The sequence below is a fragment of the Rathayibacter sp. AC451 genome (genome assembly GCF_979253095.1).
The window spans coordinates 1,124,071-1,143,908 of the sequence record NZ_CEEDBD010000001.1 but is presented as its reverse complement, the minus strand read 5'-3'; the positions used below and the strand labels follow the sequence as shown (position 1 = coordinate 1,143,908).

Below are 19,838 nucleotides of genomic sequence, written 5' to 3'. Positions count from 1 at the left end.
GTCGAGGGAACCCGCACTTGCAGGTTCCCTCGACCGTCCGGGGTTCCTTCGCGCTCAGATGCGGACGACCATCTTCCCGGTGTTGCCGCCGCGCATCATCGAGAGGAACGCCTCGACGGTGTTCTCGATCCCGTCGACGATCGTCTCGTCGTAGGCGATGCTCCCCTCCTCGAACCAGCCGGCCATGAGCCGGTCGAACTCGGGAGCCCGGTCGAGGTGGCCGGAGAGGGTGAAGCCGCGGAGGGTGAGGCCGCGGGTGATGATGTTCGCCGTGTTGTCGGGGCCGACCGGCTTCTCGGTGCTGTTGTAGCCGGCGATCGCTCCGCACAGGGCGGCGCGGCCGCCGTCCCTGAAGGCGTCCAGCGCGGCCTCGAGGTGGTCGCCACCGACGTTGTCGAAGTAGACGTCGATGCCGTCCGGAGCGGCCTGCGCCAGCTGCTCGCGCACGGGTGCCGCGTGGTAGTCGAAGGCGGCGTCGTAGCCGTACTTCCCGGTGAGCAGCTCGACCTTCTCGGCCGAGCCCGCGGAGCCGATGACGCGCCCCGCGCCCAGGAGGCGGGCGATCTGCCCGGCGGCCGAGCCGACCGCTCCGGCGGCGCCCGAGACGAAGACGGTGTCGCCCTCCTCCATCCCGGCGATCGTCGTCAGGCCGACGAACGCGGTGAGACCGGTCATGCCGAGGATCCCGAGGCGGAGCGAGAGGGGTGCCCCCGGCAGCTCGGGGACGACGCGGAAGGCCGAGGCGGGGGCCTGCACGACGTCGCGCCAGCCGAGCTGGTGCAGCACCGCCGCGCCGACCGGGAACTCCGGGTCGTCCGACACGCTCACGCGTCCGATCGCGCCTCCGGTCATGGTCTCGCCGAGGGCGTACGGCGGGGTGTAGCTCTTGACGTCGTTCATCCGACCGCGCATGTAGGGGTCGACCGAGACGAAGGCGTTCTCGACGCGGATCTCGCCCGCGGCGGGGGCGTCGTAGGTCACCTGGACGGTGCGGAAGTCGTCGGCGACCGGCCAGCCCTCGGGGCGGCGGACGAGCTGGATCTGGGTGCTGGTGGCGGTGGTCATGGAGCCTTCCGGAGAGGGGCGGAGCGGAGCCGGAGCGGACGCGGAGCCGGTTCAGGCGGCGAGGCCGATCGCGAGCGCGAGGATCGCGAGCAGGCCGGGCGTCATCTGGGTGAGGGCCGCGCGGCGCTTGGCGGGGGAGGAGAGCAGGAGGACGAGCGCCGCGGCGACCATCGAACCTGTGCCCGCGAACACGAGGGCGGCGCCGACCCCAGTCGCTCCGGTCGTGAGGGCGAGGACGCCGACGATCGTCACGATCGCGAGGAAGAGGTTGTAGAAGCCCTGGTTGAAGGCGAGCTCCTTCGTGGCCCGGGCCTCGTCCTCGGTGGTGCCGAAGGTCGAGCGGGCCCGCGGAGTCGTCCAGAGGAGCGATTCCAGCACGAAGATGTAGACGTGCAGCACAGCGGCGAGGGCCGCGAGCACGAGTCCTGTGACGATCACGGCGGGACCTCCTGATTGTGTAACGATCGATCCACTATAGGCCTGCACGCGGCATGATGGAACGAACGGTCCAGAAGGAGGCCCCGATGGGACGCACGCAGACGTTCGAGACCGCCGAGGTCGTCCGATCGGCGCGCTCCGTGTTCTGGGAGCGCGGCTTCGAGGAGGCGTCCGTTCCCGAGCTGGAGGCGGCGACCGGAGTGCGCCGGTCGAGTCTGTATCACGCGTTCGGCAGCAAGCGCGGACTGTTCGACGCGGCCGTGCAGAGCTACCTCGACGAGGTGGTGCGGCCCCGGCTCGCGCCGCTCGCCCGCGAGGACGTGGCTCCGGACGCCCTGGAGGTCTACTTCGGGGGTTTGCGCGCCGCTCTCTCGGACGCCGCGAGCCTCTCCTCCCGCAGCGGCTGCCTGCTGCTCAATGCCGCGGGCGCGCCGATCGCGCGCGACGACGCCGTGCGCGAGGTGATCGCCGAGTACCGGGCGGAGCTGCTGCGCGCGATGCGCGCCGGGGCCTCTGCGCGCTGGCCCGGGGCGGAGCCGTCGCGGCGGGCGCTGCAGGCCGATCTGCTGGTGTCGCTGCTGGTGGCCGCGCTGGTGCTGGCGCGGGTGGATCCGGAGCAGTCGGTCGCGACCGTGGACGCCGCGCTCGCCCTCGTGCGGGACGCGCAGGTGTGAAGGACGGAAGCCCCCGGGCACGCCGCCTCGGGAGGCGGGTGCGCGGGGGCTCCCGGGAGCGGAGGCGTCAGTCGGTGCCGGCGTCGAACGCCGCGCCCTCCGAGGCCAGGTCGGTCGCGCGTCCCAGTGCGTCGGCGGCTGCGGAGCCGCCGCCCTCGGTGATCGCCTCGCCCTCTCCGATCTCGAGGTGCCCGACGAGCTCGGCGGTCGGGCCGCCCACGAGACCGGCGGCCGCGTACTGCTCGAGGCGCGAGCGCGAGTCGGCGATGTCGAGGTTGCGCATGGTCAGCTGGCCGATGCGGTCCTCGGGACCGAACGCGGCGTCGCCGACGCGCTCCATCGAGAGCTTGTCGGGGTGGTAGCTCAGTGCGGGGCCCGCGGTGTCGAGGATCGTGTAGTCGTCGCCGCGGCGCAGGCGCACGGTCACCTCGCCGGTGACGGCGGAGCCGACCCAGCGCTGGATCGACTCGCGCAGCATGAGCGACTGCGGGTCGAGCCAGCGTCCCTCGTACATCAGGCGGCCGAGGCGGCGGCCCTCGGAGTGGTACTGCGCGATGGTGTCCTCGTTGTGGATCGCGTTGAGCAGGCGCTCGTAGGCGAGGTGGAGGAGGGCCATGCCGGGGGCCTCGTAGATGCCGCGGCTCTTGGCCTCGATGATGCGGTTCTCGATCTGGTCAGAGCTGCCCAGGCCGTGGCGGCCGCCGATGGCGTTCGCCTCGAGCACGAGCGCCACCGGGTCCGAGAACTCCGTGCCGTTGATCGCGACCGGCCGGCCCGCCTCGAAGCGCACGGTGACGACCTCGGAGGCGATCTCGACGTCCTCGCGCCACGACGCGACGCCCATGATCGGCTCGACGAGCTCGATGCCGCTCGAGAGCTCCTCGAGGCGCTTGGCCTCGTGGGTGGCGCCCCAGATGTTCGCGTCCGTGCTGTAGGCCTTCTCGGTGGCGTCGCGGTACGGGAAGCCGCGGGCGACGAGCCACTCCGACATCTCGGTGCGGCCGCCGAGCTCGTTGACGAACTGCACGTCGAGCCACGGCTTGTAGATGCGCAGGCGGGGGTTGGCGAGCAGGCCGTAGCGGTAGAACCGCTCGATGTCGTTGCCCTTGTAGGTGGAGCCGTCGCCCCAGATGTCGACGCCGTCCTCGCGCATCGCGCGGACCAGCAGCGTGCCGGTGACGGCGCGGCCCAGCGGCGTGGTGTTGAAGTAGGTCTTGCCGCCCGAGCGGATGTGGAACGCGCCGCACTGCAGGGCGACGAGGCCCTCCTCCACGAGCGCGCTCTTCGCGTCGACGAGGCGCGAGATCTCGGCGCCGTACTGCGCGGCGCGCGACGGGACGCTGTCGATGTCGGGCTCGTCGTACTGGCCGATGTCGGCGGTGTAGGTGCAGGGCACCGCACCCTTCTCGCGCATCCAGGCGACCGCGACGGATGTGTCGAGGCCTCCCGAGAATGCGATTCCGACACGCTCGCCCACGGGCAGACTGCTCAACACTTTCGACATGGCTCCGATTTTAGGAGACTCGCGCACCCCGCTCGTGCCGCCGGTGGCATACTGAGCCGTATGGCTCACCATGGCGAGGCGCTCGACACGGCGTTCCGCGCGCTCGCGGACCCGACGCGCCGGGCCGTCGTGAGCCGTCTGCGCCGGGGTCCGGCGACCGTCGGCGAACTCGCGGAGCCGTTCCCGATGGCGCTCACCTCGTTCCTCAAGCATCTGCGCGTACTCGAGCAGGGCGGCTGGATCCGCACCGCGAAGCAGGGGCGAGTGCGCACCTGCCGGCTCGATCCGGCGGCGTTCGCCGCGGTGGAGGACTGGCTCGCCGAGCAGCGCGCGGAGTGGGAGGGGCGCACCGACCGCCTGGAGCGCGTGGCCGCCGAGCACGCCGGCTCCGAGCACGCCGGCTCCGAGCACGCCGGCTCCGAGCACGCCGACCCCGAGCACGCCGACCCCGAGCGCCGCCGCCCGGCGACGCCGCGACCGTCCGACGAGAGGACAGCACCATGACCGGCTTCGACCCGCGGCTCGATCTCGAGATCTCCCGTGTGCTCCGCGCGCCGCGCGCCAGCGTCTGGGCGGCATGGACCACCCCCGAGCTGTTCGCGCAGTGGTGGATCCCCGCGCCGACGCGCTGCCGGGTCGACGCGATGGACGTGCGCCCGGGAGGTGAGCTCCGGACGTCGATGAGCGACGGCGACGCCTTCGTGCCCCACCTCTCCGGCTGCTACCTGGCCGTCGACCCCGAGGAGCGGCTCGTCTTCACGACCGCGCTCATCGCCGGCTGGCGCCCGGCGGCCGCGCCGTTCATCACCGCCGTCGTCACCCTCGAGGACCACCCCGACGGCACGCTCTACCGGGCCCACGTGATGCACAAGGACGCCGCGACCCGCGACGAGCACGAGCGCCTCGGGTTCGCCGACGGCTGGGGAGCGGTCGCGGACCAGCTCGCGGCGGTCGTCGAGGACTAGTCCCGCGCGCCGAGTCCGACCGCCGGCAGCAGGATCCCGTCGATCAACGACAGCAGGAACTCCCGGTCGACGGGGATGCGCAGCAGCAGCACCCGGTAGGCGACCATCGCGGGCGTGACGAGCGCGAGGGTCTCGAGGTCGATGTCCGCCGCGATCTCGCCGCGCTCGATCGCGCGGCGCATCAGGATGCGGTTCGCCTCGGCCCGCGGCTCGATGATCGCGGCGCGGACGGCGTCGGACAGCTCGGGCGACTTCGAGATCATCGCGACGACGCCGGCCATGATCCGGAGCTTGCGCTCGGCGTCCTCGATGGTGTGCGGGCGGATGAGAGCGACGAGGTCGCCGCGCAGGGTTCCGGTGTCCGGGAGGCGGTCGGGGGCGAGGTCGGCGCCCTTGAGGCAGGCCAGGGCGTCGACCACGAGCTCGGCCTTGGAGTCCCAGCGGCGGTAGAGGGTCGCCTTCCCGGCTCGGGCGCGCGCGGCGACCATGTCGATGGTCATGCCGTCATAGCCGGTCTCGGCGAGGACGTCGAGGGCGGCGCTCAGGATCTCGCCGTCGCGGCTCGGATCGCGGCGGCGGCCGGGGCGCACGGGGGCGTCGGTGCCGACGGCGGGGGGAGGGGGCGGCGTCATCGCAGCGTCTCCTGTCTGGTGCGGGCGGCCGTCCGTGCGGGCGGCTGGTCGCTCCAGGGTAGGTCAGGAACCCGGGAGTTGCGGAACCGAGAAGTTTCGAGACTTCTCAGTATCGGAACCGCTCGGTCTCGTATAGGTTCTCACTCATGACGCAGACCTCCTCCCTGCCGGCCGTCGCCGCCTCCGCGGCCCCGGCCCCCTCGAACCGCCGCTGGTGGACCCTCGTGGCCGTCGGCCTCGCCCAGCTGATGGTGGTCCTCGACTCCACGGTCGTGAACATCGCCCTCCCGGCCGCCCAGGCCGACCTCGGCTTCTCGGACGGCGACCGCCAGTGGGTCGTCACCGCCTACTCCCTCGCCTTCGGCAGCCTCCTGCTGCTCGGCGGCCGGCTCTCGGACCTCCTCGGCCGCAAGCGGACCTTCGTGATCGGCCTGATCGGCTTCGCGATCGCCTCGGCCCTGGGCGGCGCCGCCGGCAGCTTCGAGCTGCTGATCGCGGCCCGCGCGCTGCAGGGCGTCTTCGGCGCGCTGCTGGCCCCCACGGCGCTGGCGGTCCTCACCACGACGTTCACCGTGCCGAAGGAGCGGGCGCGGGCGTTCGGCGTCTTCGGTGCGATCGCGGGCGCGGGCGGCGCGGTCGGCCTCCTCCTCGGCGGCGTGCTGACCGAGAGCTTCGACTGGCGCTGGAACCTCTACATCAACGTCGTGATCGCGGTCGTCGCCGTGATCGGGGCGATCGTCTTCGTGCCGCCGATCGAGCGCAGCGGCCCGCGCCCGAGGCTCGACGTGCCGGGCACGCTGCTCGTCTCGGCAGCGCTGTTCGGGCTGGTGTTCGGCTTCGCCAACGCCGAGTCCGACGGCTGGGACTCGCCGATGACCTGGGCGCCGCTGGCGGCCGCCGTGCTGCTGCTCGTCGGCTTCGTGCTGCGCCAGCGGTCGACGGAGCACCCGCTGCTGCCGCTGCACATCGTCCTCGACCGCGATCGCGGCGCCGCCTACCTCGCGGTGCTGATCGCCGGAGCCGGCATGTTCGGCATCTTCCTCTTCGTCACCTACTACCTGCAGGTCTCGCTCGGCTACTCGCCGATCCGCACAGGGCTCTCGTTCCTGCCGATGATCGGCATGCTCGTGCTCGCCGCGCAGCTCTCGACCAACCTGCTCCTGCCGCGCTTCGGCCCGAAGATCATGGTGCCGTCCGGCATGCTGCTCGGCGTCGTCGGGATGCTGCTGCTCACGCGCCTCGACCTCGACAGCGCCTACGCGGCCGACGTGCTGCCGGCGCTGATGGTGCTCGGCGCCGCGATGGGCTCGATCATGCCCGGGGCGATGCAGACGGCGACCCGCGGAGTGGATCCGCGCTTCGCCGGAGTCGCGTCGGCGATGGTCAACACCAGTCAGCAGGTCGGCGGATCGATCGGCACCGCGCTGCTGAACACGCTCGCGGCGACCGCGGTCACCGACTACCTCGCGGCGAACTCCCCGGTCACCTCGCTGGTCGCAGCGCAGGCCGCGGTCCAGAGCTACGCGGTGGCCTACGGATGGGGTGCGGGCTTCTTCGCGCTCGGCGCCGTGCTCTCGGTGCTGCTCTTCCGCCGCCGCTCGGCCGCCGCCCAGGCGCCGTCCTCCGCGGAGCCGGTGCTCGCGCACTGACCCCGCGGGCTCCGCAAGCCCCCGCCGCGGCCTCCGGTCTGCGGCGGGGGCGCCGCCGTGTCGCCGTGTTGCGGTCCGGGTCGCCCGACGGCGAGGGCCTCCCTAGCCTCGGGAGCATGCCGGAGACCCTCGACATCGTCCACCTGCGCACGCTCGTGGCGATCGCCGACTGCGGTGGATTTGGCCGCGCGGCCATCGCCCTGCACATCAGCCAGCCCACCGTCTCGCAGCACGTCCGCACGCTCGAGCGCCGCCTCGAGCGGACCTTCATCGAGAAGGCGGGCCGGAAGGCGCGGTTCACTCCGGCCGGCGAGCGCCTGCTCGTGCAGGCCCGCCGCATCCTCGCCGTGCACGACGAGGCGCTCGAGGCGCTCGACGCCGCCACCGAGAACCCGCTCGCCCTCGGGCTCACCGAGCCGGCGGCCGAGCAACTGCTGCCGCGACTGCTCGGCACTCTGCGGCGCGCGTTCGACGACCGGCCGCTGACCTTCTCCCTCGACCGCTCGACGCAGCTCGCCGAGGCCGTGGCGCGAGGAGTGGTCGACCTCGCGGTGATCCTCGGCGTGGGCGGCGACCTGCCGGGACGCCAGGTCGCGACCCTCCCGCTCGACTGGTACGCGGCGCCCGGCTGGCAGGCGCCCGAGGGCGTCCCGCTTCCGCTCGTGGCCTACTCCGAGCCGTGCGGCATGCGCCAGCGGGCGCTGCAGCAGCTCGGCGCCTTCGGGCACGAGGTGCACGTGGTCGCCGAGGCGGCGGCGCTCGAGGGGGTCATCGCCGCGGCACGCGCCGGCATCGGAGTGGCCGTCCTGCCCACCGCGCACGCGGGCGCCGTCGCGGAGGGGCTCGAGGTGCGCCGCGACCTGCCCGCGCTGGGCTCGGTGAACCTCCGCCTCGTCTCGCGCCGCGGACTCGCTCCGGACGTCGAGGAGACGGCGCTCGCCGCACTCGCGGAGGTGTTCGGGACGAACCGCTCGCGGCTCTCGCCCGTACCCCACGGACTGCGCGCGTGACGCCCCTCGCGACGAATGAGTCGGGAGGTTAGCAACGATCGGGAGCGCCGATCGGAACGCATCCGGAATCATCGTTGGACGCCCCGCGACCCCGCGCCGTAGCGTCGTGGACATGACCTCCTCCCGTGCCCTCGCCCCGGCCGCGCCCCTCGGCGCCGGCCTTGCGATGCGCCGTGGAGTCGACGGGTCGACCTGTGCGCGAATGCGCAGGGACGGGGACGCCTCCGCGCCGGTGCGCGGATGTTCCTGTCCGGTCTCCTTCTGACGCGCGGCTTCTGACGCGCCGCTTCTGACGCGCTGATCCTGTCGCGCGGCTCCTGACGCGCTGCTGCCGATTCGCTCGCCGCGCCGAGCCCCCCCCCCCGGGTCCGGCCCACTCCTCCGCACGCGATCGACCCCCTCAGCGGGGTCCCTCCGCCGCGCCCTCCTGCGCTCTGCTCACCCTCCTGAAAGGACCTCCCGTGGCCGTCGAGTTCATCTCCGCCATCAACGTCAACCGCTCCAACGAGGTCAACGGCCTCGCCGACAGCGCGATCGACGTCCCCTATCTCCGCCGCTACTCCCGGATCCTGGAGGAGGGCGGGTTCGACTACACGCTCGTCCCCTATGGCAGCGCCGGTCACGACCCGTTCACGATCGCCGCGGCGGTCACGCAGTCCACCGAGCACCTGAAGCCGATCGTGGCGCTGCGCCCGAACACGGTGTACCCGACGGTCGCGGCGAAGGCGCTCGCCACCCTCGACCAGCTCTCGGGCGGCCGGGCGGTCGTGCACCTCATCGCCGGAGGGAGCGACCACGAGCAGGCCCGCGAGGGCGACCGCCTCGACAAGGCCGAGCGCTACGCGCGGCAGGAGGAGTACATCCGGATCCTGCGGCGCGTCTGGTCGGCGACCGAGCCGTTCGACCACGTCGGCCGGTACTACCGCTTCGAGGACTTCGTCTCCCGGGTCCGCCCGGTGCGCGGCGACATCCCGGTCTCGGTCGGGGGATCCAGTGACGAGGCCTACCGGCAGGGCGGGGCGCTCGCGGACGTCTTCGGGCTGTGGGGCGAGCCGCTGGCCGACACGCAGCAGCAGATCGACCGGATCGCGGACGCGGCGATCGCGGCGGGCCGCGCGGACACTCCGCGCACCTGGGTCACCTTCCGGCCGATCATCGCGCCGACGGAGGAGCTCGCCTGGGAGAAGGCGCACCGGATCCTCGGGATCCTGCAGGGCCGCACCGCCACCGCGCACCCGCGCAAGGGCGAGAAGGGGCTGTGGGTGCAGACCCCCGCCGCCGCCGGCCCCGCGAACGTCGGCTCGCAGCGCCTCCTCGACATCGCGAAGCGCAAGGACCTGCACGACCGCGCGCTCTGGACGCCGACCGCGACGGCCACCGGCGCCCAGGGCGCGTCGACCGCGCTCGTCGGCACCCCGGAGACCGTGGCCGCGGCGATCCTCGACTACGTCGATCTCGGCGCCGACCTGATCTCGATCCGCGGGTACGACAACCTCGACGACGCGATCGACTACGGGCGGTACCTCATCCCCCTCGTGCGGCAGGAGCTCGCGCACCGCGACGCGACCGGGCGCCGAGGCGAGATCGTGGCGCAGCCTCCGCTCGAGGCCGAGCGCGAGCTCGCGGAGGTGTCCGCGTGACGCTCCTGACGGAACCGCTGCCGGCCACCGCCGACCTCTCGGACCGCGCCCTCGCCCGCGTCACCGCACGACTCGCCGAGACGGCGGAGCACTACGACCGCACCGCCGAGTTCCCCTGGGAAGGCATCCGCGCGGTCCACGACGCCGGACTGCTCACCCTCGCGGTCGGCACCCGCTACGGCGGCCGACCCGCCTCGACGGTGGACCTCGTGCGCGTCTTCGGCGCCCTCGGCGCGGGCGACCCGGCCGTCGCGCTGATCTCGGCGATGACCGCGCTGCAGCACGCGGCGCAGGACCGCACCGGCGTCTGGCCCGAAGAGCTCTACCGCGGTGTCCTCGCCGACTCCCGGGAGCGACCGGTGCTGCTCAACGCGGTGCGGGCCGAGCCGGAGTGGGGAGCGCCCGCCCGCGGAGGACTCCCGGCCACCACGATCCGCCGCCGGGGCGACCACTGGGTCCTCGAGGGGCGCAAGGGATTCGCCACCGGCTCCGAGGGTCTGGCCTACCACCTGGTCTGGGCGGTGGATCTGCAGGGCGCGTCGGGGGAGCCGGAGCTTGGCCACGCGATCGTCCCCGGCGACGCGGAGGGCGTGCGGATCGAGAGGACCTGGGACCACCTCGGCCAGCGCGCCTCGAGCACCCACGACGTGCTCTACGAGCGCGTGCGGATCCCGCTCGAGCACTTCCGCGGCACGCCGCGCTCGCAGCTGCCTCCCGAGGCGGGGGCCGCCGGCGCCTTCGGACTCGCGGTCGCCGCGCTCTACGTCGGGGTCGGCCGCGCCGCGCAGCGTTTCTTCGTCCGGTTCGCGAACGAGCGGATCCCCACCTCGCTCGGGCGGCCGATCGCGACCACCGAGCGGATCCGCTCCGTCGCCGGCGAGATCCAGGCGCAGCTCGTGCAGGCCGAGGAGGTGCTGCTCTCACTCGCCGCGCGCGTGGACGCGGGCGATCCGCAGGCCGCGGAGCGCGTCCTCGTCGGCAAGCTGCTCGCCACCCGCTCGGCGGTCACCGCGGTCGAGACCGCGGTCGCCGCCCTCGGCAACCCGGGGCTCACGCGGCACAACCCGCTCGAGCGCCACCTCCGCGACGTCCTCGCCTCCCGCGTGCACCCGCCGCAGGACGACGCCGCCCTCCTCCTCGCCGGCACCCGCAGCCTCGCGGCCGCCGCGCACTGACCCCTCCTGGAGACATCGACATGACCGCACCCTTCCGACGATCCCGCGCCGCGGCGCTCGTCCTCGCCTCGGCCCTCGCCCTCACCGCCTGCTCCGGCGCGTCCGAGGCGGGCACGGGCGCCGACTCCTCGACCCCGGTCGACGGCGGACGGCTCCGGCTCGCCTTCTTCCCGGACAACGCCGCGTTCTCGTGCGTCGACCCGTTCCAGACCTACTGGATCGAGCACCGCACCGTGATCCGCAACGTCGCCGACTCCCTGACCGACCAGGATCCCGAGACCGGCGAGATCCGGCCGTGGCTCGCCACCGACTGGACGGTGAACGAGGCCGGCACCGAGTACACCTTCGACCTGCGCGGCGACGTCACCTTCTCGGACGGCACGGCGTTCACCGCCGAGAGCGTGAAGACCGCGTTCGACAGCGCGCAGGCGACGCTCGCCGAGCTGCCCGCGGCCTACGGAGGCGTCTACCTGGCCGGCTACGCGGGCACGGACGTCGTGGACGCCGACACCGCGACCGTGCGGTTCTCCAGCCCGAACGCCTCGTTCCTGCAGGGCACGTCGACGACGAACCTCGCGATCCTCGCGGCCTCCTCGTACGCGGCGACCCCGGAGGAGCGCTGCCTCGGGAACGTGGTCGGCTCGGGTCCCTTCACCCTGACCGGCTACACGCCGGGCACGGGCATCACGCTCGACAAGCGCGAGGGCTACGCGTGGGGCTCGGCGCTGCGCGAGAACACGGGTGAGGCGCACCTCGACGGGATCGACGTCACCTACGTCGCCGAGGACAGCGTGCGCGTGGGCCAGCTGACCAGCGACGAGATCGACATCGCCTGGCCTCGGAGCCCGATCTCCGAGAACGACCAGGCCGTGATCACCGGGGGAGGCGACCGGGTGGAGAGCCGGGCGCTGCCGGGTCCGGCGAGCAACTACTACCCCAACGTCGCGGAGGGCCGGATCCTGTCGGACGAGCGGGTGCGCACGGCCGTGCAGAAGGCGATCGACCGCGGGTCCTACGCCTCGACGGTCTTCGGCGCCGAGTACCCGGCGGTCACCGGTGTCTACAACACGACGACCCCGTACTCCGTGGACCACTCCGACGCGCTGGCGTTCGATCCCGACGGAGCGGCGGAGCTGCTCGACGAGGCGGGCTGGGTGCTCGGAGACGACGGCTACCGCTCGAAGGGCGGCGAGAGGCTCACGCTCTCGGTGCCGATCGTCACCCAGTTCGGCGCGGGCGACCAGCTGATCCAGGACCAGTTGAAGCAGGTCGGCATCGAGCTCGAGCTGAACGTGATCACCAACGCGCAGCGCGCCGAGGTGCTCGGCAGCGGGCAGTACGACCTCATCTCGACCTACTACACGCGAGCGGATCCCGGAGTGATCCAGTGGATCGTCGACGCGCGCGTCGCCGGGTCGAAGGCGCAGGCGCTCAACAACTTCGCGCCCGAGCAGGCGACGGAGGTGCAGGCGCTGCTCGACGAGGGCGTGCAGACGATCGACCCGACGGCACGCGCGGCGGTGTACGCCGAGCTGCAGGAGTACCTGATCGACAACGCGCTCGTGCTGCCCTTCGCCGAGCGGGTGCAGCTGGCGGGCGTCTCCTCGAGCGTGCACGGCTTCCGCTTCACCTCGGAGTCGTTCGGCGACTTCGCCGACGCGTGGATCCAGCGATGACGACGCTCCAGGCGGCGCCGGCCGGGACCCGGGTGCGCTCGGCGCCCTCAGGTCTCGGCCGCTACCTGGCCGGGAGGATCGCCCAGGCCGTGCTGGTGCTCTGGGCCGCGTACACCCTCACGTTCGCGGTGCTCTGGCTGCTGCCGAGCGATCCGCTGGCACTGCTCCTCTCGGCGAACAACGTGGAGCTCGACTCCCTGTCGCCGCAGCAGCTCGCCGAGGCGCAGGCGCGCTACGGCCTCGATCAGCCGGTGTGGCAGCAGTACGCGGGCATGCTGGCCGACGCGCTGCGCGGCGACTTCGGCACGTCGATCACCAAGGGGATCCCGGTCACCGAGCTGATCGCCCAGAAACTGCCGGGCACCCTCCAGCTCAGCGCGCTCGCCATCGGCCTCGCGCTGATCGGCGGGACCGCGCTCGCGTACCTGGCGGCGTACGTGCAGTGGCGGCCGCTGAAGGTCGTGCTCGGCCGGCTCCCGTCGGCGGGGGTCGCGTTCCCCGGCTTCTGGATCGGGCTCCTGCTCGTGCAGTTCTTCGCCTTCACGCTGCACCTGCTGCCCTCCACGGGCAGCGCGACTCCGGCGGGTCTGATCCTGCCGGCGGTCACGATGGCGATCCCGACCTCGGCGATGCTGGCCCAGGTGCTCACCCGCAGCTTCGCCGACGTGCAGGCGGAGTCGTACATCACGACTGCGCGCGCCAAGGGCCTGGGCCGCGGGGCGGTGCAGTGGCGGCACGCGTTCCGCAACGCCTCGCTGCCGACCCTCACGATCCTGGGCGTCCTCGCGGGCAACACGGTCACCGGCGCGATCGTGGCCGAGACGATCTTCGCCCGGCAGGGCATCGGCACCCTCGCCCAGGAGTCGGTGCTCACCCAGGACGTGCCGGTGGTGCAGGCGATCGTCGTGCTCGCCGCCGCGGTCTTCGTGGGCATCAACCTGCTCGTCGACCTGCTCTACCCGCTCCTGGATCCGCGCATCACCCACACCTCGAAGGCGGCTCGACCATGACGCTCGAACTCACCCGGCCCGGGGCGGCCGTCACGACCGCCCCGGCGACCGCTCCCGTCGCCGTCCCGCACGGGCGGGGCGCGAGACGGCGCAGGACGCTCCGACTCCTCCTGCGCCGCCCCGGCTTCCTCCTGGCGCTCGCCTTCGCGGTCTTCGTGCTGCTCTCGGCGATCGCGCCGGCGCTGTTCACCGCCTACGACCCGTTCGCGACCGCTCCGGCGGACAAGCTGCAGGCGCCGAGCCCCGCCCACCTCTTCGGCACCGACGAGCTCGGACGCGATCTCTTCGCCCGGGTGCTGCACGGGGGAGCACTGACGATCCAGGCGACGGTCGTCGCGCTCGCCATCGCGCTCGTCGGCGGTCTCGCCCTCGGGGTCGTCTCGGGCTACGCCGGCGGAGTGGTGGACGCCGTGATCATGCGCGTGGTCGACGTCCTGCTCGCCGTCCCCGGGCTGCTGCTCGCCCTCGCGATCGTCACGGCGATCGGATTCGGGACGCTGCCCGTCGCCCTCGCGGTCGGCATCGGCATCCTGCCCGGCTTCGCGCGGACGACCCGCGCCGAGGTGCTCCGGGTGAAGACGCTGCCCTACGTCGAGGCGGCGCGGACGGGCGGCGCGACCCGCCTGCGGGTGCTCGTGCGGCACGTGCTGCCGAACTCCTGGGGTCCGGTCGCGGTCCTCGCCGTCCTCGACCTCGGCACGGCGATCATCGCGGTCGCCGCGCTGAGCTTCCTCGGCTTCGGTGCCGCTCCGCCCGCCGCCGAGTGGGGCACCCTCATCTCGACCGGGCGCAACTACCTCGTCACCAGCCCGTGGCTCTCGCTCCTGCCCGGGCTCTTCGTCGGACTCCTCGTCTTCTCGCTCAACCACGTCGCCAAGACCGTCGAGGAGGTGCAGCGATGAGCGCCCTGGTCCGTCTCGATCACCTGGCTGTCGCGTACGACGGGCAGCCGGTCGTGCACGACGTGTCGCTCGAGATCGCGCCCGGGGAGATCGTGGCGGTCGTCGGGGAGTCGGGGTCGGGCAAGTCGACGACGGCGAACGCCCTGCTGGGACTGCTGCCCGCGAACGGGCGCGTCACCGGCGGCTCGATCACGATCGGCGGAGCCGACGTCACCGCGGCGTCCGAGAAGGAGCTGCGCCGGCTCCGCGGCCGCGTCGTCGCCCTCGTGCCGCAGGACCCGATGGTCGGGCTGAACCCGACGCTCCGGATCGGCGCCCAGGTCGCCGAGGCCGTGCGCCTGCGCGGAGTCGACCGCCGCTCGGTGCCCGCCGAGGTGCGCGAGGCACTCGAGCAGGCGGGCATCGACGATCCCGACCTGCGCGCGCGGCAGTACCCGCACCAGCTCTCGGGCGGACTCCGCCAGCGAGCGCTCATCGCGATCGCCCTCGCCGGGAAGCCGCGGCTGATCATCGCCGACGAGCCCACCTCGGCCCTCGACGTGACCGTGCAGAAGCGGATCCTCGACCACCTGCAGTCGCTGGTCCGCGAGCAGGGCATCTCGCTGCTGATCATCACGCACGACCTCGCCGTGGCCGCCGACCGCGCCGACCGCGTGCTCGTGATGCGCGCCGGTCGCGTGGTGGAGCAGGGCACGCCCGAGCGGATCCTGGTCGCCCCGCGCGAGGAGTGCACCCGCGCCCTGATCGCCGCCGCTCCCGGGCTCGGGCACGGCGGCACGATCGTGCCGCGGTTCACGCGCGTCGAGCCGGCTCCCGAGGTGCTCCGGATCGAGAACGCGGTGAAGGAGTACGCGCTGCCGGGGCGCCGAGCCGGCTTCCGCGCGCTCGACGACGTCTCCTTCTCGCTCCACGCCGGGCGCACGCTCGCCCTGATGGGGGAGTCCGGATCGGGCAAGACCACCGCGCTGCGCGTCGCCCTCGGTCTCGTCGCGCCGACCAGCGGTCGCGTGCTCGTGGAGGGCGTCGACGTGACCGGAGCGCGCGAGCGGCAGTGGCGACCGCTGCGCCGCCGGATCCAGCTCGTCCACCAGAACCCGTTCGCCGCCCTCGATCCGCGCTTCACCGTGCTCGAGTCGGTGATCGAGCCGCTCGTCTCCTTCCGGGTCGGCGACCGGGCCTCGCGGATCGAGCGCGCGCGGGAGCTGCTGGACCGCGTCGGCCTGCCCGCCTCGTCCCTTTCGCGCCTGCCCGCCGAGCTCTCGGGCGGCCAGCGTCAGCGGGTGGCGATCGCCCGGGCGCTCGCCCTCGGCCCGGACCTCGTGCTGCTCGACGAGCCCGTCTCGGCCCTCGACGTCTCGGTGCAGGCGCAGATCCTCGCCCTGCTCGTCGAGCTGCAGCAGGACCTCGGAGTGGCGTACCTGTTCGTCTCGCACGACCTCGCCGTCGTCGCCGACGTGGCGCACGAGGTGGTCGTGCTGAACCGGGGGCGCGTGGAGGAGACGGGCACGACCGCCCGCGTCTTCGGCGCGCCCGAGGCCGAGTACACGCGCGCGCTCCTGGCCGCGGTCCCGGGCGCCCGTGTCTCGGCAGTCCCGGCATGAGCGGCCGCATCGTCGTCATCGGGGCGGGCGCCGTCGGCTCCGTCCTCGCCGCCCAGCTGCACCTCGCCGGGCACGCCGTGGTCCTCGTCGCCCGCGGCGAGCAGCTCCGCGTGCTGCGCGAGCGGGGGCTGAAGCTGCGCCGTCCCTCCGGAGACGAGACCGTCGCGGTCCCGGTCGCCTCGGGCCCGGAGGAGGTCGCTCCCACCCGCGGCGACGTGCTCGTGCTCGCGGTCAAGGCGCAGGACGCCGCGGCGGCGCTCGCCGAGTGGGCCTGGACGCCGCTCGCGGGAGGAGGCGCGGGGGCGGAGCTCCCGGTGCTGACCCTGCAGAACGGCCTCGCGGCCGAGGACGCGGCGCTGCGCCGCTTCCGCGATGTCTTCGGCGTCTCGATCGGCATCGCCGCGAGCTTCCTCGCACCGGGCGAGGTCGTCTCGCCGTCCTTCCCGACCGTCGGGGTCCTCTGGATCGGGCGGTACCCGGACGCGCTCGACCCGCGCGCCGAGGAGTACGCCGCGCTCCTGCGCAGCGCCGGATTCGCCGCGCGCGCCGTGCCCGGCATCAGCGCCTGGAAAGCGCGGAAGCTGATCGTCAACACCGCGAACGGCCTCGACCTCTTCGCCGGGAGCGACGACGAGCGGACGCGGGCGCGCACGGCGCTCGCCGCGGAGGCGCGTGCCGTGCTGCTCGCCGACGGCCGCGCGATCGCCGAGGACGACGGCACCCGCCTCGTCGTCGAGCCCGTCCCCGGTCACGTCCCCGGCCGCCTCTCGACCTGGCAGAGCTTCGCCCGCGGAGCCGGCAGCGAGGTCGACCTGCTGACCGGAGAGATCGTGCTGCTCTCCCGGCGCACCGGCGTCCCCGCTCCACTCAACGAGCGCCTCCAGCACCTGCTCGGCCTGCGCGGGGCGGAGGCGGCCCGCACGCCGCTCGCCCTCGCCGAGCTCCTGGATCCCGTCCCCGTCCCCACCGTTTCAGAGAGGGTCCCCGCATGACCGTCACCGCCCCCGCCGCCACCACCGCCCCCGTCCTCGCCTTCGACGAGCCGGACGGGATCGCCCCGCGCGGCACCCTCGTCGTCCTCGCCGGCCGCGGCGAGACTCCGGCCGTCTACGAGCGCTTCGGCACCCGGATCGCCCGCGACGCCTACCGGGTCCGCGTCCTCGGCGACGCGACGGCCGCGGGCACGGTCGACGCCGCACGCGCCCTGCTCGCCGACCGCTCGCTCGCCGCTCCCGTCGTGCTCGTCGGCTCCGACGCCGGAGCGGCGGTCGCCCTCGAGATCGCCGCCACCGCGGAGGTCGACGCCGTCGTGGTCGCAGGACTGCCGGTCCGCTCCGGGGGCGCGGCCGTCGGCGACCGCACGGCCTGCCCGAACCATGCGGGCGTGCTCGAGCGCGAGACCGGCTCCGCTCCCACCGTCGTCCTCCCGCCCGAGCTGCTCGCGGTGGCGGCGAGCGCCGTCCGGGCGCCGCTGCTGGCGCTGCACGGCGATGCCGACCCGGTCAGCCCCGTCGACGAGGCCGTCGCGGTGCTCCGGACAGCCCCGCACGCCGAGATCCACCTCGTCGCGGGCGGACGCCACGACGTCCTCAACGACGTGTCGCACCGCTCCGTCGCCGCGACAGTCGTGCTGTTCCTCGAGCGGGTGAAGGCCTCGCCCGAGGGGGCTCCCCTCGTCGTGCGGGCCGGAGCATGAGCGCCGTCGACGTGGAGGTGGTCCGCGCCGACCGCTCGGGCTGGTCCCCGGGCGGAGTGCCGGCGGGCGTCGTCCGCGCCCGCTCGGTCGACGAGGTGCGCGCGACCCTCGCCCACGCCTCCCTGCACGGCCTCCCTGTCGTGACCCGCGGCGCCGCCTCCGGACTCGCCGGCGGAGCCAGCGCGGGGGAGGGGGCCCTGGTGCTCGACGTCTCGGGTCTGGACCGCATCCTCTCGATCGACCCCGTCGACCAGATCGCGCGCGTCGAGCCCGGAGTGATCACCGCCGACCTCGACCGTGCGGCGGCCGAGCACGGGCTCCTCTACGCCCCCGATCCGGGCAGCGTCGAGATCTCGACGATCGGCGGCACCATCGCGACCAACGCCGGGGGTCTGCGCGGGGCGAAGTACGGCGTCACCCGCGACGCCGTGCTCGCCCTGGACGTGGTCCTCGCCGACGGCTCGCTCGTGCACGTCGGCCGCGACACCTTGAAGGGCGTCGTCGGTCTCGACCTCACCGCGCTTCTCGTGGGCTCGGAGGGGAGTCTGGGCGTGATCGTCGGCGCCACGCTCCGTCTCCTGCCGCGGCCCCGCTCCACGGCCACCGCCGCCGCCTACTTCACCGACGTCGCCGCCGGTGCCGAGGCCGCGACCGCCCTCGCACGGGCGGGGCTCCGGCCCAGCGTCCTCGAGCTCGTCGACGACCGCACGCTCGGGGCCATCGACGCGCTGCGCGGCACCGGCCTCGCCCTGCACGGCGGCGCCTTCCTGCTGGTGCAGACCGACGGCTTCGGAGCGGCGGAGGAGATCGAGGCCGTGCGCTCCGTCCTCGCCCCCACCGCCGTGAGCGTCGAGACGACGCTCGATCCCGCGGAGGGACTCGCCCTCGCCTCGGCCCGCCGCGACGCCCTCCCGGCGATCGAGGCGCGCGGGCGGGTCCTCATCGAGGACATCGCCGTGCCGCGGTCCCGGCTCGCCGAGGCGATCCGGAGGGTGCACGCGATCGCGGACGGCACCGGCGCCGACGTGTACGTCTTCGCCCACGCGGGCGACGGCAACCTGCACCCGATCATCCGACTCCGCGACGACTCCGAGGCCGCCCGCCTCCAGGCCGAGGCAGCCGCCGACGCGGTGTTCGCCCTCGCCCTCGAACTCGGCGGAACGGTCAGCGGCGAGCACGGCGTCGGAGTGCTCAAGCGCGAGTGGGCCCGCCGCGAGCTCGGCCCCGAGGTCGTCGCCCTGCAGCGCGCGCTGCGGCGGGTCTTCGATCCGCAGGGCATCCTGAATCCCGGAACAGCGCTGTGAGCGCGCCCCTCGAAAGGACCGTCATGACCGACATCCCCGCCCGCAGCTCCGTGCTCGTCGCACCCGACGAGCTCGAGGCGGCCCTCGCCTCGCCCGCGCCGCCGCTCGTCCTCGACGTGCGCTGGCGGCTCGATCGCCCCGACGGGCGCCCCGCCTTCCTCGAGGGCCACGTGCCCGGCGCCGTCTACGTCGACCTCGATCACGAGCTCGCGCAGCACGGCGCACCGGAGGAGGGCCGGCACCCGCTGCCCTCCGTCGACCGGCTGCAGGAGGCGGCGCGGCGCTGGGGGCTTCGCCAGGGGCAGCCCGTCGTCGTCTACGACGACCTGAAGAACCTGTCCGCCGCCCGCGCCTGGTGGCTGCTCCGCTACGCGGGAGTCGCCGACGTGCGCCTGCTCGACGGATCCCTCCGGGCCTGGACCGCCTCGGGCCGCCCCCTCGAGACCGGACCCGTCGAGACTGCCGCGGGCGACGTCGAGCTGCGCTACGGAGCACTCCCGGTGCTCGACATCGACGAGGCCGCGGCCCTGCCCGAGCACGGCGTGCTGCTCGACGCCCGGGCGCCGGAGCGCTTCCGCGGCGAGGTCGAGCCGATCGATCCGCGCGCGGGGCACATCCCCGGCGCGCGCAATGCTCCGGCCACGGCGAACGTCGACGAGAGCGGCCGCTTCCTCCCGGCCGACGAGCTGCGCGCCCGCTTCGAGTCCCTCGGCGTCACCGCGTCGGCACCCGTGGGCGTCTACTGCGGCTCCGGAGTGACGGCCGCGGCCGACGCGGTCGCCCTCACGCTCGCGGGCTTCGCCCCGCAGGTGTTCCCGGGCTCCTGGTCGCAGTGGTCGAGCACGCCCGGCCGCCCGGTGGCCGTCGGCGAGGACTGAGCCGGGCGGAACGCCGGAG

General features: G+C 73.8%; 19 protein-coding genes. 15 read left to right on the top strand and 4 right to left on the bottom strand.

Translation table 11 applies throughout. The features are described from left to right. Positions 1-54 precede the first annotated feature (54 nt). A complete protein-coding gene (locus tag AC0CID_RS05405; RefSeq protein ID WP_465226021.1) occupies positions 55-1,065 on the bottom strand; it encodes an NADP-dependent oxidoreductase in 1,011 nt (336 codons plus the stop codon). Between the two features lie 51 nt (positions 1,066-1,116). Further along, positions 1,117-1,503, bottom strand: coding sequence for a DUF1304 domain-containing protein (locus AC0CID_RS05400; RefSeq protein WP_465226020.1), 387 nt, complete (start codon positions 1,501-1,503; stop codon positions 1,117-1,119). 86 nt (positions 1,504-1,589) lie between these two features. Between AC0CID_RS05400 and AC0CID_RS05395 the strand changes: the two genes are divergently transcribed. Further along, complete coding sequence (locus tag AC0CID_RS05395; protein ID WP_465226019.1) at positions 1,590-2,177, top strand: TetR/AcrR family transcriptional regulator; 588 nt, start codon at positions 1,590-1,592, stop codon at positions 2,175-2,177. A 67-nt stretch (positions 2,178-2,244) separates the two neighbouring features. On the opposite strand, the gene argG is transcribed toward AC0CID_RS05395, so the two are convergent. Then, the gene (argG, locus tag AC0CID_RS05390) at positions 2,245-3,681 is read right to left on the bottom strand and encodes an argininosuccinate synthase (protein WP_077224451.1); all 1,437 of its coding nucleotides are present in this window, start codon (positions 3,679-3,681) and stop codon (positions 2,245-2,247) included. A 60-nt stretch (positions 3,682-3,741) separates the two neighbouring features. Here argG and AC0CID_RS05385 point away from each other — a divergent pair, with 60 nt between their 5' ends. Next, a complete protein-coding gene (locus AC0CID_RS05385; RefSeq protein WP_465226018.1) occupies positions 3,742-4,185 on the top strand; it encodes an ArsR/SmtB family transcription factor in 444 nt (147 codons plus the stop codon). Continuing rightward, positions 4,182-4,646, top strand: coding sequence for an SRPBCC family protein (locus AC0CID_RS05380; protein WP_465226017.1), 465 nt, complete (start codon positions 4,182-4,184; stop codon positions 4,644-4,646). The genes AC0CID_RS05385 and AC0CID_RS05380 overlap by 4 nt, the downstream gene beginning before the upstream one ends. Here AC0CID_RS05380 and AC0CID_RS05375 read toward each other — a convergent pair. After that, positions 4,643-5,278 carry a TetR/AcrR family transcriptional regulator gene (locus tag AC0CID_RS05375; RefSeq protein WP_465226016.1) on the bottom strand — a complete coding sequence of 212 codons (636 nt, stop codon included), beginning with the start codon at positions 5,276-5,278 and terminating at the stop codon, positions 4,643-4,645. The two genes, AC0CID_RS05380 and AC0CID_RS05375, sit on opposite strands and share 4 nt — an antisense overlap. 146 nt (positions 5,279-5,424) lie before the next feature. Between AC0CID_RS05375 and AC0CID_RS05370 the strand changes: the two genes are divergently transcribed. The 12 genes from AC0CID_RS05370 (at position 5,425) to AC0CID_RS05315 (ending at position 19,819) form a co-directional block, all read left to right on the top strand. Beyond that, positions 5,425-6,927 (top strand): MFS transporter, encoded by a 1,503-nt coding sequence (locus AC0CID_RS05370; protein ID WP_465226015.1) that lies wholly within the window; start codon positions 5,425-5,427, stop codon positions 6,925-6,927. Between the two features lie 116 nt (positions 6,928-7,043). Next, a complete protein-coding gene (locus AC0CID_RS05365; protein WP_465226014.1) occupies positions 7,044-7,937 on the top strand; it encodes a LysR family transcriptional regulator in 894 nt (297 codons plus the stop codon). 461 nt (positions 7,938-8,398) lie between these two features. Then, positions 8,399-9,577 carry an LLM class flavin-dependent oxidoreductase gene (locus tag AC0CID_RS05360; protein ID WP_207407596.1) on the top strand — a complete coding sequence of 393 codons (1,179 nt, stop codon included), beginning with the start codon at positions 8,399-8,401 and terminating at the stop codon, positions 9,575-9,577. Next, positions 9,574-10,752 carry an acyl-CoA dehydrogenase family protein gene (locus tag AC0CID_RS05355; RefSeq protein WP_465226013.1) on the top strand — a complete coding sequence of 393 codons (1,179 nt, stop codon included), beginning with the start codon at positions 9,574-9,576 and terminating at the stop codon, positions 10,750-10,752. Before AC0CID_RS05360 ends, AC0CID_RS05355 begins: the two co-directional genes overlap by 4 nt. A 20-nt stretch (positions 10,753-10,772) precedes the next feature. Continuing rightward, positions 10,773-12,428: an ABC transporter substrate-binding protein gene (locus AC0CID_RS05350; RefSeq protein WP_465226012.1), complete on the top strand. Its 1,656-nt coding sequence runs from the start codon at positions 10,773-10,775 to the stop codon at positions 12,426-12,428. Beyond that, the gene (locus AC0CID_RS05345; RefSeq protein WP_465226011.1) at positions 12,425-13,438 is read left to right on the top strand and encodes an ABC transporter permease; all 1,014 of its coding nucleotides are present in this window, start codon (positions 12,425-12,427) and stop codon (positions 13,436-13,438) included. Before AC0CID_RS05350 ends, AC0CID_RS05345 begins: the two co-directional genes overlap by 4 nt. Beyond that, positions 13,435-14,340 carry an ABC transporter permease gene (locus AC0CID_RS05340; protein ID WP_465226010.1) on the top strand — a complete coding sequence of 302 codons (906 nt, stop codon included), beginning with the start codon at positions 13,435-13,437 and terminating at the stop codon, positions 14,338-14,340. Before AC0CID_RS05345 ends, AC0CID_RS05340 begins: the two co-directional genes overlap by 4 nt. Next, on the top strand, positions 14,337-15,941 hold the full coding sequence (locus AC0CID_RS05335) for a dipeptide ABC transporter ATP-binding protein (RefSeq protein WP_465226009.1): 1,605 nt from the start codon (positions 14,337-14,339) through the stop codon (positions 15,939-15,941). The genes AC0CID_RS05340 and AC0CID_RS05335 overlap by 4 nt, the downstream gene beginning before the upstream one ends. Continuing rightward, positions 15,938-16,933 carry a ketopantoate reductase family protein gene (locus tag AC0CID_RS05330; RefSeq protein ID WP_207407585.1) on the top strand — a complete coding sequence of 332 codons (996 nt, stop codon included), beginning with the start codon at positions 15,938-15,940 and terminating at the stop codon, positions 16,931-16,933. Before AC0CID_RS05335 ends, AC0CID_RS05330 begins: the two co-directional genes overlap by 4 nt. Next, positions 16,930-17,637: an alpha/beta hydrolase gene (locus AC0CID_RS05325; protein ID WP_465226008.1), complete on the top strand. Its 708-nt coding sequence runs from the start codon at positions 16,930-16,932 to the stop codon at positions 17,635-17,637. The genes AC0CID_RS05330 and AC0CID_RS05325 overlap by 4 nt, the downstream gene beginning before the upstream one ends. Next, positions 17,634-18,941, top strand: a complete 1,308-nt coding sequence (locus AC0CID_RS05320; RefSeq protein WP_465226007.1) for an FAD-binding oxidoreductase — start codon at positions 17,634-17,636, stop codon at positions 18,939-18,941. The genes AC0CID_RS05325 and AC0CID_RS05320 overlap by 4 nt, the downstream gene beginning before the upstream one ends. 23 nt (positions 18,942-18,964) lie before the next feature. Further along, positions 18,965-19,819 carry a sulfurtransferase gene (locus AC0CID_RS05315; protein WP_465226006.1) on the top strand — a complete coding sequence of 285 codons (855 nt, stop codon included), beginning with the start codon at positions 18,965-18,967 and terminating at the stop codon, positions 19,817-19,819. The last annotated feature ends 19 nt before the right edge of the window (positions 19,820-19,838 follow it).